Raw genomic sequence first — 16020 nt, forward strand, 5'->3', positions numbered from 1 at the left:
TAAATACTATGCTGAAAATAACAGTACCTAACTTTTGTGTCTCAGAAATTAAATACACATGTTTCGTCGTTTTTTCTGAATGGCTTGGAATTGAATATGTAATTCAAACGCTAGAGCAAGATTTTATATTAATTTCTAGCAATGAAAAATATTTGAAACTAAATGCGGATTTTTTTGTTAAGGCTTCAAACAATTGGCTAGCCTCAGAAACAATGCCAGATGTACCGTTAAAAAACTATAATTTGGATGAATTAAAAGCCGTTTTACACAATGAAATTCATATTTGCGAATCCGAATTTCCTGTATTGTACGGTATGCCGGAAATAACGGTTTCCGAAGACACCATTGATTGCAATATTGATGTTTTAGGCGGTATTTTTTTTATGATTTCCCGATATGAGGAAATAGTGATAAAAGAACGTGATAATCATAATCGGTTTTCTGCAAAGTCTTCGATTGCATGTAAAGAAAATTTTTTGTTTCGCCCTATTGTCAACGAATATGTGGAACTTTTATTTGCTTTGTTACAGTATCTCTTTCCTCAAGTAGAACGGAAAAGAATGCAGTTTAAAACATCCCCTACTCACGATGTTGATGTCCCATTTCAATATCTGAATATATCTATACCGCGGCTTATTAAACATATAGGTGGTGATATATTAAAACGTAAATCTATGCGTTTGGCTTTTGATACTGTTGGGGGATGGACTACAGTCAAACATGGCAAAGTAGAGGATGACCCCTATTACTCATTTGATTTTATTATGACGGAGAGTGAAAAGCGAGGGCTAAAAAGTGCATTTTACTTTCTGCCTTCAGGTAGTCCGGAAATGCTGATCAAATATCCCGTTTCCCTACCGGAAATGCAATCTTTATTACAGATTATTGATAAGCGCGGACATGAGATCGGGATTCATGGATTTTATGGAACGTATCTTGATGATAAGGCTTTTAAAGATGATGTTTTTATATTGAAAAATGTACTTCAAACACTGGATATTTCTCAGCAGATACATGGTGGGAGGCAGCATTATCTTCAATGGCAAAATCCTGACACCTTGAATGTTTGGGAAACATCCGGTATGAACTATGATTCTACTCTGAGCTTTGCAGATATGCCCGGTTTCCGTTGCGGTACGTGTTATGAATATTCCGTATATGATTGTATAGTACGAAAAAAATTAAGATTGAAAGAGCGGCCTCTTATTGCAATGGAGTGTTCCGTAATTGCCGAACGATATATGAATTTTGGTCTAACTGATAAAGCTTTAGCAGTATTTAAAAACTTAAAAGATAAGTGTAAGTATTATAACGGCAATTTTGTTTTACTGTTTCATAATACTGAGTTCATAACTGAAGCACAGCGACAATTTTATATAGAAGTTTTAGATTGCTGATTTTTGAATTATATAAGGAATGTTATTTTATGCATATTCTTACAATAATCGGTGCACGTCCGCAATTTGTTAAAGCCGCGGTATTAAGCCGCTATATTAAAAATAATCCTCAACTTGGTATAGAAGAAACCATCGTTCATACCGGTCAGCATTATGATCAAAATATGAGTGATATATTTTTTACCGAAATGGATATTCCTCAGCCGGATTACAATTTACATATAGGTTCAGGTCCTCACGGGAAAATGACCGGTCTTATGCTTGAAAAGATCGAAGAATTGCTGTTAGAACTAAAGCCGGATGTGGTGCTTGTATATGGGGATACTAATTCTACCTTAGCAGGGGCATTAGCTGCAAGCAAGCTTCATATTCCTGTTGCGCATGTTGAAGCCGGTTTGCGATCGTATATGATGGCAATGCCGGAAGAACAAAACCGTCGTCTTACCGATCACCTTTCAACATGGCTTTTTTGCCCAACGGATACGGCTGTGGAGAATCTTAGAGTAGAAGGAATTGCGTCTACTAGCGGTGTGCCGTCTGCAATGAGGCCGTCCCCGGATAATAAGGTTGTGTGTAAAACGGGCGATATTATGTACGATGCCTCACTTTATTATCGTCAAAAGGCAACTTCAATACAGATACCGAATGACTTTATCCTTCTGACTATTCATCGAGCGGAAAATACTGATGATCCCATACGGTTAAAAAATATTGTACAAGCGGTAAATACTCTGTCTGAGAAGAAATTTATTTTTCCTGTACACCCTCGTACAAAGAAAATAGTAGCGGAATATGGATTGTACTTTGAAAATCATGTTACCCTTATTGATCCTGTCGGTTATTTGGAAATGCTTAAATATGAAGAGACTTGTACCGCTGTGCTTACGGATTCAGGCGGTGTACAAAAGGAAGCGTTTTTCTTTCAAAAGCCGTGTATAACCATGCGGGATAGTACCGAATGGGTCGAACTGGTGGCTTCCGGTTGGAATACACTTGCCGGTGCGGATCCCGAAAAGATTGTATCCGCTATTCGGAATATGCACGTTCCGAAGGACTACCCTAACCTTTATGGAGACGGGCATACAGCAGAAAAGATTATAGAGGTTTTACGCGGATAATAGTTGCGGGTAGAACCAGAATACGGTGTATATAGGAGGTTTATATTATGTCAAATTTTGAAACAATCATAAAAAAAATTGAAAGTAATACCGAAGTCGTTGGTATTATCGGTTTAGGCTATGTGGGGTTGCCGCTTGCCGTGTCTTTTGCAAAAAAAGATGTGCAAGTATTAGGCTTTGAAAAGAGTGTAAAGAAAGCCGATGCAGTAAATGCCGGAAGCAACTATATCGGCGATATAAAAGATGAAGATTTGATTCGTGTTGTAAAGGAAACAAAAAAACTTTCCACAACAACAGATTTTTCCCGTATTAAAGAATGCGATGCTATTATTATCTGCGTCCCGACGCCGTTAGATCACTTTAAAAAACCCGATATGAAGTTTATTGAACAGTCCTGTATTGATATAGGAAAGAATATGAAAGCAGGTACCTTTGTTTCGCTTGAAAGTACCACATATCCTACGACGACCGAAGACTTTATGAAGCCGATTATCGAAAGAGAATCCGGCTTGCAAGAAGGAAAAGATTTTTGGCTTTGCTTTAGCCCCGAACGGGTTGATCCGGGAAATAAAGATTATAAAACGGATAATACGCCGAAAGTGGTTGGGGCTTTGGGCGAAGATGCTCAAAAGATAGCTATTGATCTCTATAGCAAAGCAATTCAGCACCTTTATCCTGTATCAAGTCCCCGCGTAGCGGAGATGGTTAAAATACTGGAAAATACCTATCGGCTTATCAATATTTCGCTTATAAATGAACTTGCACTGTTAGCCGGTAAGATGGATATCAATATTTGGGAAGTCATAGATGCTGCAAAATCAAAACCCTACGGCTTTCAAGCATTTTATCCTGGTCCCGGTATCGGTGGTCACTGCATTCCGCTTGATCCGTTCTATCTTGAACATATTGCAAAAGGTTTTAACTTCGATTTAACGATGATAAACACAGCCGGAAATATCAATAATCAGATGCCTCATAAGATGATGAATAAAATTATGTATGCCTTAAATCGTAAGCAAAAAGCAATGAATGGGGCAACAATTTTATTTCTTGGAGTTGCATATAAGCCTGATATTGACGATCCGCGTGAAAGCCCTGCCTTACTTGTTATGGAAGAATGTGCTAAGAAGAGAGCTAATGTCCTCTATTACGATCCGTATATTTCTGAGTGTGTTGATGATCATGGAAAAAAATGGATTGGCATAGATTTAACCGATGATCTTTTAGTTAAGGCTGATTGCGTAGTGTTTACAACTAATCATTCATGTTTTGATATTGGTCATATTGTAGAAAAATCATCTTTGGTTGTTGATTTGCGCAATGCGGTAAAAACTGTGCATATTGAAGATGGAAAGGTGTTTAAACTATAGATGAGGAATGCTGGTACGAAACCTGTAATGGTTATTGTTTCTACGCTTTTTTTTAATAGAATCGGAAATCAATCCTTATTGGAGACGGTAAAGCAATATAGTAGAAAATATCATATTGTGTTTATCACATCCGCTTCAAAGCGTGAGAATTATTATATGGATATGAAAAAAGCGTTGACTATCTTTGGTACCGATATAACTTTTTTTCATGTTTATCAGACTCTCCCTGTTGTAATTAAATTTTTGCTAGGGATATTTCTAAAAAAACGCAAGGAAAGTAATCCTGTTTCTGTTTCAGGAGAATTTACGAATACAACCTATGGTAAATTGAATATACTGTCTGCAAAAGTCGCAGCTGTGTTTTTATATCGAAAATTGCTTTATGTAATTAAAAGATATAATCCTTCAATTGTTTGCGCTTATGAGGTTTTTGCAGTACGTCCTGTGCTGAAAGCGAGAAAGAAATACGCGAATAAACATATTAAGTATTTGGCAAAATTTCAAGGTACCGTGTTAGGTTTTGATTATCAAAAAATTAATGATCCTGCTATTTATAAGCGTTATAGCTTTGATATTGAAGCTTTCAGATTATGTAATCAGTTTGATGTGTGTGCGATTACTAATGATGGAACAAACGGTGATAAAGTCTTATCTTGCTTTGGTGTCAATAGTGATAAGATACTGTATGAGCCAAATGGTATTTCGCAATATATTAAAGATATTAAACAGAGTATCCGCATCGATAATACATTTGATGATATCAAAACAATCAATCTGTTTACACTCTCACGTCTTATTGGCTGGAAACGAATATATTTATCGATCGAGATAATGCACAGATTAGTTAATATTTTCAATTGTCACCGTTATGCTTTGCATGTTTATGGTCATGGTTCCGATTCTGAAATTAAAGTTCTAGAAGACTTGATAAAAAAATACAAATTATCCCCCTGTGTACATCTTTATGGTGCTGTTGAGCATGATGATTTGATTGATGTATATAATCAAAATCATGTTATGTTGTCGCTCTATAAATATACAAATGTTACAAATCCTATATTTGAAGCATTATATCTTAACAAACCTGTAATAACGTTACATGATAACAGCCTTGATAGTATTTTGAAAAAAATTGATACCGATCGAGTATTCTTGTTTGATGATACTACTGATGATGGTATTATTGATGTAATATCCACTTTTCTAAATACTCATCATTTCCAATTTCTCAAAAAAAACAATCATGTTGTACATGTTTTTGATTGGGAGACAAGAATTAATAATGAATTTAAGTTGTTGAACGGTTAATATAATGTTTTATGTATTTTTTTTAGTGGAAATGATACTTCTTTTTTTATTTTCACGTTTAGATAAGAAAATATTAAAAATATCTGTATTATTGTTGATTTTATTATTGGTTATGATTTCAGGATTTCGATATGGAATAGGGACTGATTATTACACATACGAATATATATATAATAACATTGCTGAATCTTCGTATGTAGAACCGGGCTATAGATATGTAAATATTGCATTGAAATATCTGGGCTGTTCTTATGCGACAAGCGTTTTATTTTTTGCTTTTGTTACTAATGTGCTATTAATATATTTTATAAAGCAATATTCGATCGATTTTGTGTTTTCAATTGTTTTGTATGTTTTATTTAACTATTATTTTATATCATTCAATGCTGTTCGTCAAATGGTTGCAATTGCAATTTTCCTTGCCGGTATTCAGTTCGTATTTAAAAAACAATATTTACGCTTTCTGTTAATTACTGCTTGTGCAGCACTTTTTCATTATAGTACTTTTATTGGTGTATTGTATCTACTGTGTAGAATAAATAAAAAAAATATATACATGATAATATGGCTTTTTTCAATTCCTTTTATTGTTTTGCCGATTCAGAATGTTATTATAAAATTCATGCCAGCATCGTTTCCTTATGCTGTGTATTTTACATCTTCTTTTTTTACTGAAACATCTAATGCTGCTGTTTTAAAGCTTGTTGTCCCTAATCTATTCGTAGGATTAGCCTTTTACTTTAGATCGGGGTTTAATAAAAAGATGGAAATATTTTGGTTGAATCTATTTATTTTTTCTACTGCATTTGCTAATCTTGCTCATGGTGTTAATGTGTTAATAAGATTGAATTATGTTTTCCAAATTAGTGAAATAATATTTTATCCTTTGTTTATTTCTAAAATTCAAAAATTCCAAAGGCCGGTTGTGTCATGGCTGATGTTGGGGTATTTCATTGTGTTTTATATTTTTACTGTTATAATACAAGGAGCTCAGGGTGTGGTTCCTTATCAGTCAATTTTTTTCGCATGAGGTGCTATTTTGCAGACATGCAATGTTTTATTGTCAATTGTGATTCCAGCATATAATGCAGGACTTTTCCTAGCTGGGACACTCGATATGCTGGTTAGTCAAGGATTGGAAAATTGTGAAGTTATTATAATCAATGACGGTTCAACTGATAATACTGAAATGATTTGTAAGGCATTTTCGAATAAACATTCACAGATTTCTTATATAAGTCAAAATAACCATGGTGTCTCTGCTGCTCGAAATAGGGGAATGGAATTAGCTAAAGGAAAATATGTTTATTTTTTCGATTCTGATGATTCTTTATCAGCCGGTACATTAGATTTTTTCCGTTCCGTGCTTGCACGTAATCTGTCGATACAAATGTTTGGTTTCGGTTATGAAATGCGGAGAAATGGCGGTTTGATAAAAAAATATATTTCATCTAAATTTGATAACCAGATGTTGAAGTCTCATATATTACAGGAAAGTTTTTTTTCAAAAAAATTTTCCTGTAATATATGCAGTTGCATATATGACAGGTCTTTTCTTAAAAATCATGCGATTGCTTTTACTCAGGGTGTTAAAATTGGCGAGGATGTAGAATTTATTATAAAAGCGCTTAATGAGGTCGACGCATTATATTATTCGGAAAGGGTATGTTTTATATATCAATTACGGGATGATTCTGCTATGCAGGGATATAAAATTTATACTCTGGAGCGCATGAAATCTTTTGAACTTATTCGTGATGCGGTTCTGTCACTAAATATTCCTGATAGTCGCATGGAACCGCGATTAAATTTTTTTATTGCAAATCTATATGTTTCAAATCTCCTCGCATATTTATTTAGTGCTGGAAATAAAAGCAAGCAAATAGAAGCTCTCTTCATTCTAAATAAAAAGTATGTTTATAAGTGTATGAAAGGAAAAGTAATAAATTTAATGGCTATTTATCTTATCCGCTATATTCCATTAAGATTTTTGTTTAAAATTTTTAAAAATTATTAATATTTTTAGTAGGATTATTAGAGTATGACCTTATCCGTGTTAATGTCTGTTTATTATAAAGAGAACCCAAAGTATCTTGATGAATGTTTAAAAAGTCTATTTGACCAAACTAGGTCTGCCGATGAAATTGTATGTGTGAAGGATGGTCTTCTTACTTCTGAGTTGGATATTGTTTTGGGAAAATGGAAAGAGCTATTACCATTAAAAATTGTCGGATATGAGCAGAATAAAGGCTTAGCGCATGCTCTTAATTTTGGGATACAATATTGTACAGGTGAATTAATTGCAAGAATAGATACTGATGATATAGCTGATGATAAAAGATTTGAAGCACAGCTTGAGTTTTTTGTAAATAATCCTGCAACCGTTATTCTTGGAACAGGTATTACTGAAGTGTATTGTAAGTGGAACGGTGGATATTTTAAACGTGATCGTATATATCCAGATAGGATATTAAAAGATTCTACTTTATTGTATAGGGGAACTCCGCTTGGACATCCTACTGTTATGGTTAAAAAAAATTTATTAAACCAATATCGATATAATGAAATGGTTGGTGCTAATGAAGATATCGATTTATGGTTTCGGATTTTAATGGATGGATATGAAATCCGTAATTTGCAAGAATGCTTTTATTTTCAAAGGCTAGATGACAATTCATTTAAGCGGCGCAGTTATCAGAAAGCTATTAATGAATATAAGATATATACACAGATGCTTTATAAAATACATGGTTTTTCGTTCCGTTTGATTTTTCCATTGCTGCGCTTTCTGTCCCGCTTGATGCCATCACGAATAAATAAAATGCTATATATTTCTAGAATTAGAAATGTTTTATTTTCTAAATAGATACTAATGCTATTTAGTGAGGAGAAAATGTATATTGTGGATGATATAAAGACCGAATCCGAAGAAATATCTTTGCTGGATTTAGCCGCGGTATTGTGGCGGTGGAAACAGCTCATTATCGGCGTCACTGTTTTGCTCTCTATAGCGGTATTTGTCTATACTTTTATAGGTAAAAAAATGGATCCGGAAAAATCTTTTATGCCGGATGTATATACCAGTACTGCATTTATGCGGATACAGAGTGGAAATAGCTCTGGCAGCGGTGCTTTATCATCTCTTCTGCAGCAAAGCGGTTTAGGCGGCTTGACAGGGGGGATCGGTGCCGGAGGAAATACGACACAACAGTTAGCGTTTTATATTGCCGATAGCAACTCTTTTCTTGACACTATTGCTGATGAATTGCATATTTCCGAAAAATATAAGATTAAGAAATTCATCAAAACTGAGAGCCGGAAGATCGTAAAGGGGCTAATAAAAGCAAAGATGGATGAAAAAAGCGGAGTCTTTTCATTAGCCGCTACGCATGTTGATCCTGTATTTGCTCAAAAAGCTGCATTACTTGCGGTTGACTATTATGAAAAACGTTTTGCAGAGCTTGGGCTTGATACAAAAGTTCAGGAAAAGCAAAATTTAGAAAAGAGTTTGGAACAATCGTTTAATGAGATAAAACGGTTGGAACAAGAAGCCGGAGATTTGGAAAATAAAATAGCTCAATCAGGCGGAATAAAAGGCGCTGCACTTGCGATGGAGCAAATCAAACGTGAAATTAGCGTTCAAGAAAGGGTATATGGACAATTAAAGGCGCAATATGAACTATTAAAAGTAGAAATAGCAAGCGAAACTCCTGTGTTTCAAATACTTGATATGCCGGAAATACCCGAAAAAAAATCGGGACCTTCACGGGCAAAAATATGCATTATTGCTTTTGGGGCAGGATTGTTTTTTTCCATCTTCCTTGCATTTCTTTTAAATGCGCTGCAGGAAATATGGAAAGATCCGGTATTCCGTGCAAAGTTGTTACGGAAAAGAGAAGTGCAACATGAAGCATAAACTCATATTCTTGATATGCGTATGTTTTGCAGTTCTCTTTCCTTCATTTGCGGCAGAAGAGTCGAGCTCGGAAGCGGAGGCAAAACGGCTTGCTCAGCAAGCTATGTCTAATCCCGATTACCGTGTTTTGCCGGGCGATATATATCAGTTGGGATATACAGCCGGACAAGCAGCTGTGAGTTATCAGATTGTTGTGGATTCAAGCGGTATTCTCCGTGTGTCAAATCTGGGGTCGGTGAATACAAATGGCAAAACCTTCCTTGCAGTTAAAAGGCAGGTGGAAGCGCTTGTTTCCCAAAATTATCCTTTAAGTGTTGTGCAATTTGTGCTTGCCAGCCCCAGTTCCTTTACAGTAACCGTCAAAGGTGAGGTCGTTAAGACGACGGAGGTGAAAGCTTGGGGGCTTATGCGTGTATCGCAAGCTGTTGCCGGCTTATTAACCGATTTTGCTTCTAACCGCTATTTGTCCATTACGGGTAGTTCCGGAAAAACGGCCGATTATGATTTATTTAAAGCACTTCGTGATGGTGATTTACGGCAAGATCCTTATTTATCTCCCGGTGATGTTATTACTATTCCGCGGATTAAACGGCGTATTACTCTTTCCGGTGCGGTTGAGCGTCCCGGAACGTATGAGTTAGCGGAACAAGAGACTCTTACTGATCTTATTACCATTTACGGCAGCGGATATACCGACGGTGCGGATAGAACACAGGTAAAAATTACCCGTACCATGAACAACGAAGACGGAAGTATAAAGTTCGATTCTTTTTTTGTTTCGACCAACGGCCAAGGAGAAAGTATAGAGCCTCTACAACATTTGGATAAGGTATATGTCGACAACAAGAATATGCTGCGTCCCGTTATTTATCTTGATATCCCGCTTGATGCTGAAACACGAGCCATGCTTTCGGTGGAAACTCAAAAGATAAACGGTTTAAGAGATACACAAAGAATTTCTTCCGGTACAACTGGGCAAGACGCTTCCGGCAACAGCCAGATTGCTACCACTACTATTCCTATCCCTTTTAATGAAGGTGATGATCTTGTTTCGCTTGTGCGTGAAAGATTGACGTTATTTACCAAACCGTGGATCGATACTGCTGGAACGTATATTTTTCGGCAGGGCAAGCAGATACCGGTCAATTTAAGTCCTCTGTTGTTTGATCAATCTTATCGTGAAGTTATTCTTCTTGAGGCGGATGATCGAATCATTGTTCCGGAAATTAAGCAAACAGTTACCGTAACCGGTGCTGTTACGAAGCCCGGTGCTTATCCGTATACACCGGGCAGAACGTATGACTATTATATTGCGCTTGCCGGCGGTTTTGACTATCAGCGGAACAGCGGACGTGCTGTTACAATTACCGATGTATACGGTAAAAAGCTCGCTATAGATGCCGTTATCGGACCAAATACGATTATTGCGGCTAAAAGCAACGCATTTATGTATAATTTCAATATCTATGTACCTCTTATTACGGTAACAACAACTGTTGTTACCGCAGTCGTAGCCATTTTAACATTTATGTATAAATAATTTGGAAATCTCTAAAAGCTCCGGGTTTTAGAGATTTCTTATTATTGATGTTTCTTTTTTCTCCTTCCTCTTTTAAAATCCCTCAAAATAGTATATGCTTTCCTCATGAGTAATGCAAATAGCGACAGAGACTTTCTTTTTGCGCTTGATTATATATTGAATAAGGCGGATATACGCGAGATTGAAGCCTTTGCTGCAGCGGTTGAACGGCGGCAAAAGCAGCTTGACGGAGCGATGCACGGCAATATTCCGTTTACACCCGAAGAGGCTGCCAAGAAAATGTCGGAATCGATCTATGCTTCAATTGATGCGAGTATGGATGGAGTGCGGCATACTTTTCGGAATTATGCAGCCGATCTTTTACAAAAAGAAGCTCCCGAACTTTCTAAGGAGCAGCTTGCTGAACTTGTCGATTCGTGGATACCCCAGTCAGGCGGTCTGCATGGTAAAAGCCGCCGTGCTTCTTTAGCAAAGAACGGCTCGGTACAAGGTATACCTGCCGACCTTTTATACGAAATGGTGATACAGTTTGTGTCATATAGTCTGGGCGAGATGCCGGTTGAAACACAGCGAAGCCTTACTGCAGCAATGCATAATTGGACAGAATCTTATTGGCGGCGTTTCCCTACCGGCATCAAGCGGGAGATAAAAACTTTTTTGAACGGAGAGACAACCTCCGGCGAATTTCAAGGTCATGTACGTGAACTGCTCGGGATAGGGGAGTAGGGGACTGTTCACGATTCAATACATTGTTCGAGTGTAGCGGAGATAATGATGAAAAAACTGCCGATTGGAATACACACATTCTCAGAAATTATTAAAAATGATTATCTCTACATTGATAAAACAAAAGAGGCGTATGAAATACTGAATACATACAAATATGTGTTTTTATCGCGCCCGCGCCGGTTTGGTAAAAGCCTTTTTTTAACAACGCTGCAAGCGATTTTTGAAGGGAAAAAAGAGTTCTTTAAAGGTTTATATATTTACGATAAATATGACTTTGAACCGTATCCTGTTATCCGGATTCATTGGGTCGGTAATTTTACATCGGAATTTAATTTTCAAAGCGAAGTACAATCCGCGCTAAATCGGAATATTTCGGGCTTCGTCTGTGAAGGGCTGTTTTAATATTATTACAGAGGAAATGAGAATATGCAGGAAAATAATCAGCCGTCAGCGGCATCGACAGGATGTTATACAATCGAATACCTCAATCAAGAATCTGCAGTAACTGAAAAAGAGCTATTTGATACGGTATTTTCCAAGTTGGAAAAAATACAACGGCAAGCCATGCTTGAAAAAATTAAAAAAGCGGAAGCTCAGCTGGTCAGTCTTGAGGATGAACTGAATTTGTTCTTAACAAGAGAGCAATGAAAAGCGTTGTCTCAGAAAAATTACCGAAGCGGACATTCTTGTCCGTGCTGCAGAACCAGCACTTTTGCAAATAGCCTGTTGAGAAGCGTACTTCCTTGTACGCTTCTCAACGACGAGATTTGTGCATAACACAAATCTCGCTGCTGCTTATCATCACGGACATCCCTGTCCGTTCTGAAACTGCTAGGAGCGCACAAAAAACACCCGCAGGCACGCCACAGAATGTACGTCCTGTACATTCTGTGGCTACGAGTTTAGCCTTACGTCTAAACTCGTTACTGATTTACTCCCCCGCCATCCGTGGCGGTTCTGCCCCTTCAGCGCGTTTGCAAATAGCGGAGATAGATACAAGGAGGTAGGCAAAAAAGTACCGCAGGCGTATCTTCGATACGTTGAGGACACTTTTTTGCCGTGCGACGCAGTAGATGTCCCGCTATTTGCAAACGATCAATTGATCTTTTCAAGATAGGCCTTCGTAAACACCACATCCGGTATGTCGGAGGTATCAAAATCGGAGAGTATTTGCGTGGTCTTTTCACCCTTATTGATTTCGTTAATATAGATGGATTGAGCAGGCCAGTTGAAATTACCGATTTTGACGTATTTAGGCAGGAGCGTGGTGCGCATCAGCCGTCCGCTTGAGCCGTAGCTTTCGATTTTTAAGATAAGCGGATCAGTTTTACGCACGTAATATTTTTCCTGCGCATACCGCGCGTCAGAAAGAAGAGTCTTGAGCGTAACTGCATATACATCAAACTTACCGAGTTTTGATGCTGCTATATCGGTAATTTCGTAAGTCTTTCTAAATTCAGACCGTTTATTAACATCCGAAACACTTGCGTCGGAATCCCCGATAGCGCGCTTAAGCGAAGAGTGGGTAAATTGATGCGACGTAGGATCATATACCCAGAGGTTATTCTTTTCCTGCATATACCCCGTTCCCTTATCCGCCTCAGGCGCAAGCTGCACAAGTGTGGTTTGATCTTTTGTATCACGCCGGAACAATTTATACTGCTGCGCAGATTTCGGTTCGTTCGGTTTTTCGATAATGAGCGAAAGTGTACAGGTTATGTCCTTATCGAAGTTTCCAGACTCGTACTGCTTCTCCAGAATACCGTACATCTCTTCCGTACTCGGTATTTGTGCCGAAAGCGGCAGTACACACAAGACCGCAGCAAAAAACACTACGGTGTATTTTTTCATCATCGTTTTGTAGTTCATCATATTCTCCTCAATTATATAAAATATATAAAAAACTCAATTTTAGGTTTTATTATTTTAGAGAACCCCTCAAGAGGTTTTCTTTAATTTCGATATTACATTACGCTGTTGTCGACCGTGTTTGTCAACATCCTTTCGTGCATAAACACCATTACTATCAAGATAAGCATCAAATAAAACGGTAGCAGTGATATGCCGAGATGATTTGCAACAAGTCCGAATACCGGCGGCATAAGACAGGTACCGGCATAAGCGGAGGCCATCTGAACCCCGATCATCGCCTGTGACTTATCTTCTCCAAAGTTGGCAGGCGTCGCATGGATAATCGAAGGATACACCGGCGCGCATCCCAATCCGATAAGCAGTAAACCGACCAATGAAGTAATTGTTCCGAACGGCAGCAAAAGCGTGATAATACCGACTGCAATCAATCCTTGTCCCAGCCGGATCATCTGTGTATCGTTCAACAACAGCGTTAAAAAACCGCTCAAAAATCTGCCTGCAGTGATACCGACAAAAAATAAACTTGCGAAACCGGCGGCAGTCTCTGCAGAGATACCTCGATGCAGAACAAGATAGCTGCTCGCCCATAAATTAGCCGTCTGCTCCACGGCGCAGTAGCAGAAAAAGGTAAGCATAATTTCTTTTGCGCCGGGGATCATAACCACGTGCCACAGCGGAATCGGGGCGGCTTTTGTATCCGCAGCTCCCGTTTTACGTGCAATCTTTGTCTGTCCGCGCCACAACGGTAAACTGAAAAACAGCACTGCCGTTAAGCCGATTTGCAAAACGGCGATATAACGGTATCCGCTATTCCAACCCGCTCCACCGGTTAAGGTGTATCCCATTATGTACGGCCCCAGCGAAGCGCCGACTCCCCACATACAATGCAGCCAGCTCATGTGTCTGCTTGCATAGTGAATTGCTACGTAGTTATTCAAAGCGGCATCCACGCTTCCGGCGCCGAGTCCGTACGGAATTGCCCAGAGGCACAGTGCAATGTACGAATGGCTTATGGAAAAGCCGAATAACGCAAGCGCCGTTGTCAGAACACTGATAGCGGTAACGGCTCCGGCACCTAATTTTTTGGTCAGCCGGTCGCTTTGCAAACTGGAGACAATCGTTCCACCGGCAATAATCATAAAAATAATACCGGAATAAGAAACTGGAACGGAAAAGTCACGGTACATCGACGGCCATGCAGCGCCTAAAAGCGCATCCGGCAGACCTAAACTGATAAATGCCACATAAATAATCGCTAACAACACATGCGTCATAGTTTAATTTCTTTTTTCCAAATACAACGGCTCTTCACCCGTTGGCATAATACGACTTCCTTTCGGGAACCTCTAAAAACTTCCGTTTTTAGAGGTTTTCCTTAGATTTAATTTGCGTCAGAAAGCGAAACCTTGTTACTTGCTTGACCGCAGCGCTTCCGCAGGAATCATGTTGGCTGCACGGATTGCGGGACCGAGCGCTGCAAGAATTGCCAAGAAAGCCGTTAGCAGGAATTTTAAGCAGATAACGGTCGGCGACAGTATCCACAAGAAATGCCCGTTTGTGGTGAGCATACTGAGTACCGAGTCAATCGATATGGGGATAAGGCTGATAATCAGCATAACGAGCAGTGCAAGCACAAAGCCCGCTACGGCGCCGATGACCGAAAGAAAGCCTGCTTCCGCAAGAAATAAAAGACTCACCTTCCCCCTGCTGACACCGCAGGAACGCATGGTGCCGATTTCCCCCTTCCGCTCATGTACCACCATCCTGAACGTATTGGAAATACCGATCATCGTAACGAGCAGCAATACCAACAGCACACCGAGACTGACCCACTGTATCGTCTGCGAGAGCGTTACCATCTGCGGCGCAAAATCGTAGAAGGTCATAACGGCGTATTTTGTTCCGTCCCACTTACCGTCATTCAACTGCCGCAGCAGTTCCTGCCCGGGAGAGGTTGGGTTAAACTGCGCCGCCAGTTCACGGCTGGTAACGGGACCGTATTCGGCAAGGCGCTTTTCAAAAATGGACGCAACAGCATCTTGCTGGTTTTCATCTCTCAAGAAAATACCGAACTGAGCAACACACCCTTCGGGAATTTCGGCAATTTTATTGAGATAATCGAAGTTCGCATAAAACTGTATTTGATCAAACTGGCTTTGATCCTGATAGATACCAGCTATTTGAAATTCCGCAACCGTTGCCTGCCCGCTTAACGTAGTCATTTCATAAAGGATAACATCATTCAAAGCGACATTCAGCGCTTCGGCAGTTTTTTGAGGGATAAAAAGAGCGTTTTCTATGGTTACATTCTCCCATCCGCCTTCTTTAAACGCGAAACTGTTGCGCAAGGCTTCTTCCTCATCGAATTTGCAGCCTGCAATTTGAGCAGTCAACTGATTCCCTGCAAAAATCAGCGTGCCGTAACGCTGTGCACGTACAGTTGTATACAATGCATCAATTTTTTCTTCTTTGATGATTCTATGCACAAGCTCAACACTTTCGGGGGGAAGGTATTCATTCGCCTTATCATCTTCTGTCTTGTCCGCTGCCTTTTCTGCCCCGGTTACATAGACATGCCCGCCGATAATCTTTGCAATCTGATATTCCAGGCTCTTACGCGCACCTGCCGATAATCCGTCGATCAATGTTACAATAAGAAACGCAAATACAATCGCAATAACCAACAACATACTACGCCGTTTTTGCCTATTTAAATTCCGAAATGCAATCTTTAATATATTCATAATCTTTCCTTACAATACCTTCATTA

The 16020-nt window shown here is 38.9% G+C and carries 15 protein-coding genes; 12 read left to right on the forward strand and 3 right to left on the reverse strand.

All coding sequences use genetic code 11. The features are described from left to right. Positions 1 to 8: 8 nt before the first annotated feature. From HMPREF1222_RS12065 to HMPREF1222_RS12120, 12 genes are all read left to right on the forward strand, one after another. A complete protein-coding gene (locus HMPREF1222_RS12065; protein WP_016519619.1) occupies positions 9 to 1397 on the forward strand; it encodes a polysaccharide deacetylase family protein in 1389 nt (462 codons plus the stop codon). 29 nt (positions 1398 to 1426) lie between these two features. Next, positions 1427 to 2515: a non-hydrolyzing UDP-N-acetylglucosamine 2-epimerase gene (gene wecB / locus HMPREF1222_RS12070; RefSeq protein WP_016519620.1), complete on the forward strand. Its 1089-nt coding sequence runs from the start codon at positions 1427 to 1429 to the stop codon at positions 2513 to 2515. A 47-nt stretch (positions 2516 to 2562) separates the two neighbouring features. Then, positions 2563 to 3885, forward strand: a complete 1323-nt coding sequence (locus tag HMPREF1222_RS12075; RefSeq protein WP_016519621.1) for a nucleotide sugar dehydrogenase — start codon at positions 2563 to 2565, stop codon at positions 3883 to 3885. A 156-nt stretch (positions 3886 to 4041) separates the two neighbouring features. Beyond that, positions 4042 to 5193, forward strand: coding sequence for a glycosyltransferase (locus HMPREF1222_RS12080; RefSeq protein ID WP_196799970.1), 1152 nt, complete (start codon positions 4042 to 4044; stop codon positions 5191 to 5193). Positions 5194 to 5197: 4 nt separating this feature from the next. After that, positions 5198 to 6223: an EpsG family protein gene (locus HMPREF1222_RS12085; protein ID WP_016519623.1), complete on the forward strand. Its 1026-nt coding sequence runs from the start codon at positions 5198 to 5200 to the stop codon at positions 6221 to 6223. A gap of 9 nt (positions 6224 to 6232) precedes the next feature. Then, on the forward strand, positions 6233 to 7210 hold the full coding sequence (locus HMPREF1222_RS12090) for a glycosyltransferase family 2 protein (protein WP_016519624.1): 978 nt from the start codon (positions 6233 to 6235) through the stop codon (positions 7208 to 7210). A gap of 24 nt (positions 7211 to 7234) precedes the next feature. Next, a complete protein-coding gene (locus HMPREF1222_RS12095) occupies positions 7235 to 8059 on the forward strand; it encodes a glycosyltransferase (RefSeq protein ID WP_016519625.1) in 825 nt (274 codons plus the stop codon). Positions 8060 to 8086: 27 nt separating this feature from the next. Continuing rightward, positions 8087 to 9109 (forward strand): GNVR domain-containing protein, encoded by a 1023-nt coding sequence (locus HMPREF1222_RS12100; protein ID WP_016519626.1) that lies wholly within the window; start codon positions 8087 to 8089, stop codon positions 9107 to 9109. Then, entirely contained in the window at positions 9099 to 10649 is a 1551-nt protein-coding gene (locus HMPREF1222_RS12105; RefSeq protein ID WP_016519627.1) for an SLBB domain-containing protein, read from the forward strand. Before HMPREF1222_RS12100 ends, HMPREF1222_RS12105 begins: the two co-directional genes overlap by 11 nt. A gap of 105 nt (positions 10650 to 10754) precedes the next feature. Next, positions 10755 to 11375 carry a hypothetical protein gene (locus HMPREF1222_RS12110; RefSeq protein WP_016519628.1) on the forward strand — a complete coding sequence of 207 codons (621 nt, stop codon included), beginning with the start codon at positions 10755 to 10757 and terminating at the stop codon, positions 11373 to 11375. Positions 11376 to 11420: 45 nt separating this feature from the next. Then, positions 11421 to 11780 (forward strand): AAA family ATPase, encoded by a 360-nt coding sequence (locus HMPREF1222_RS12115; protein ID WP_244870179.1) that lies wholly within the window; start codon positions 11421 to 11423, stop codon positions 11778 to 11780. Between the two features lie 24 nt (positions 11781 to 11804). Continuing rightward, positions 11805 to 12026: a hypothetical protein gene (locus HMPREF1222_RS12120; RefSeq protein WP_006188073.1), complete on the forward strand. Its 222-nt coding sequence runs from the start codon at positions 11805 to 11807 to the stop codon at positions 12024 to 12026. A gap of 447 nt (positions 12027 to 12473) precedes the next feature. Here HMPREF1222_RS12120 and HMPREF1222_RS12130 read toward each other — a convergent pair whose 3' ends face one another. The 3 genes from HMPREF1222_RS12130 to HMPREF1222_RS12140 all read right to left on the reverse strand — a co-directional run bounded on the left by HMPREF1222_RS12130 (position 12474) and on the right by HMPREF1222_RS12140 (position 15994). After that, positions 12474 to 13247: an outer membrane lipoprotein-sorting protein gene (locus HMPREF1222_RS12130; RefSeq protein ID WP_006188071.1), complete on the reverse strand. Its 774-nt coding sequence runs from the start codon at positions 13245 to 13247 to the stop codon at positions 12474 to 12476. A 95-nt stretch (positions 13248 to 13342) separates the two neighbouring features. Continuing rightward, on the reverse strand, positions 13343 to 14524 hold the full coding sequence (locus tag HMPREF1222_RS12135) for an MFS transporter (RefSeq protein ID WP_016519630.1): 1182 nt from the start codon (positions 14522 to 14524) through the stop codon (positions 13343 to 13345). A 135-nt stretch (positions 14525 to 14659) separates the two neighbouring features. Then, the gene (locus HMPREF1222_RS12140; protein WP_016519631.1) at positions 14660 to 15994 is read right to left on the reverse strand and encodes an ABC transporter permease; all 1335 of its coding nucleotides are present in this window, start codon (positions 15992 to 15994) and stop codon (positions 14660 to 14662) included. Positions 15995 to 16020: the final 26 nt, after the last annotated feature.

The organism is Treponema vincentii F0403 (assembly GCF_000412995.1).
Classification (GTDB): Bacteria; Spirochaetota; Spirochaetia; order Treponematales; family Treponemataceae; genus Treponema; species Treponema vincentii.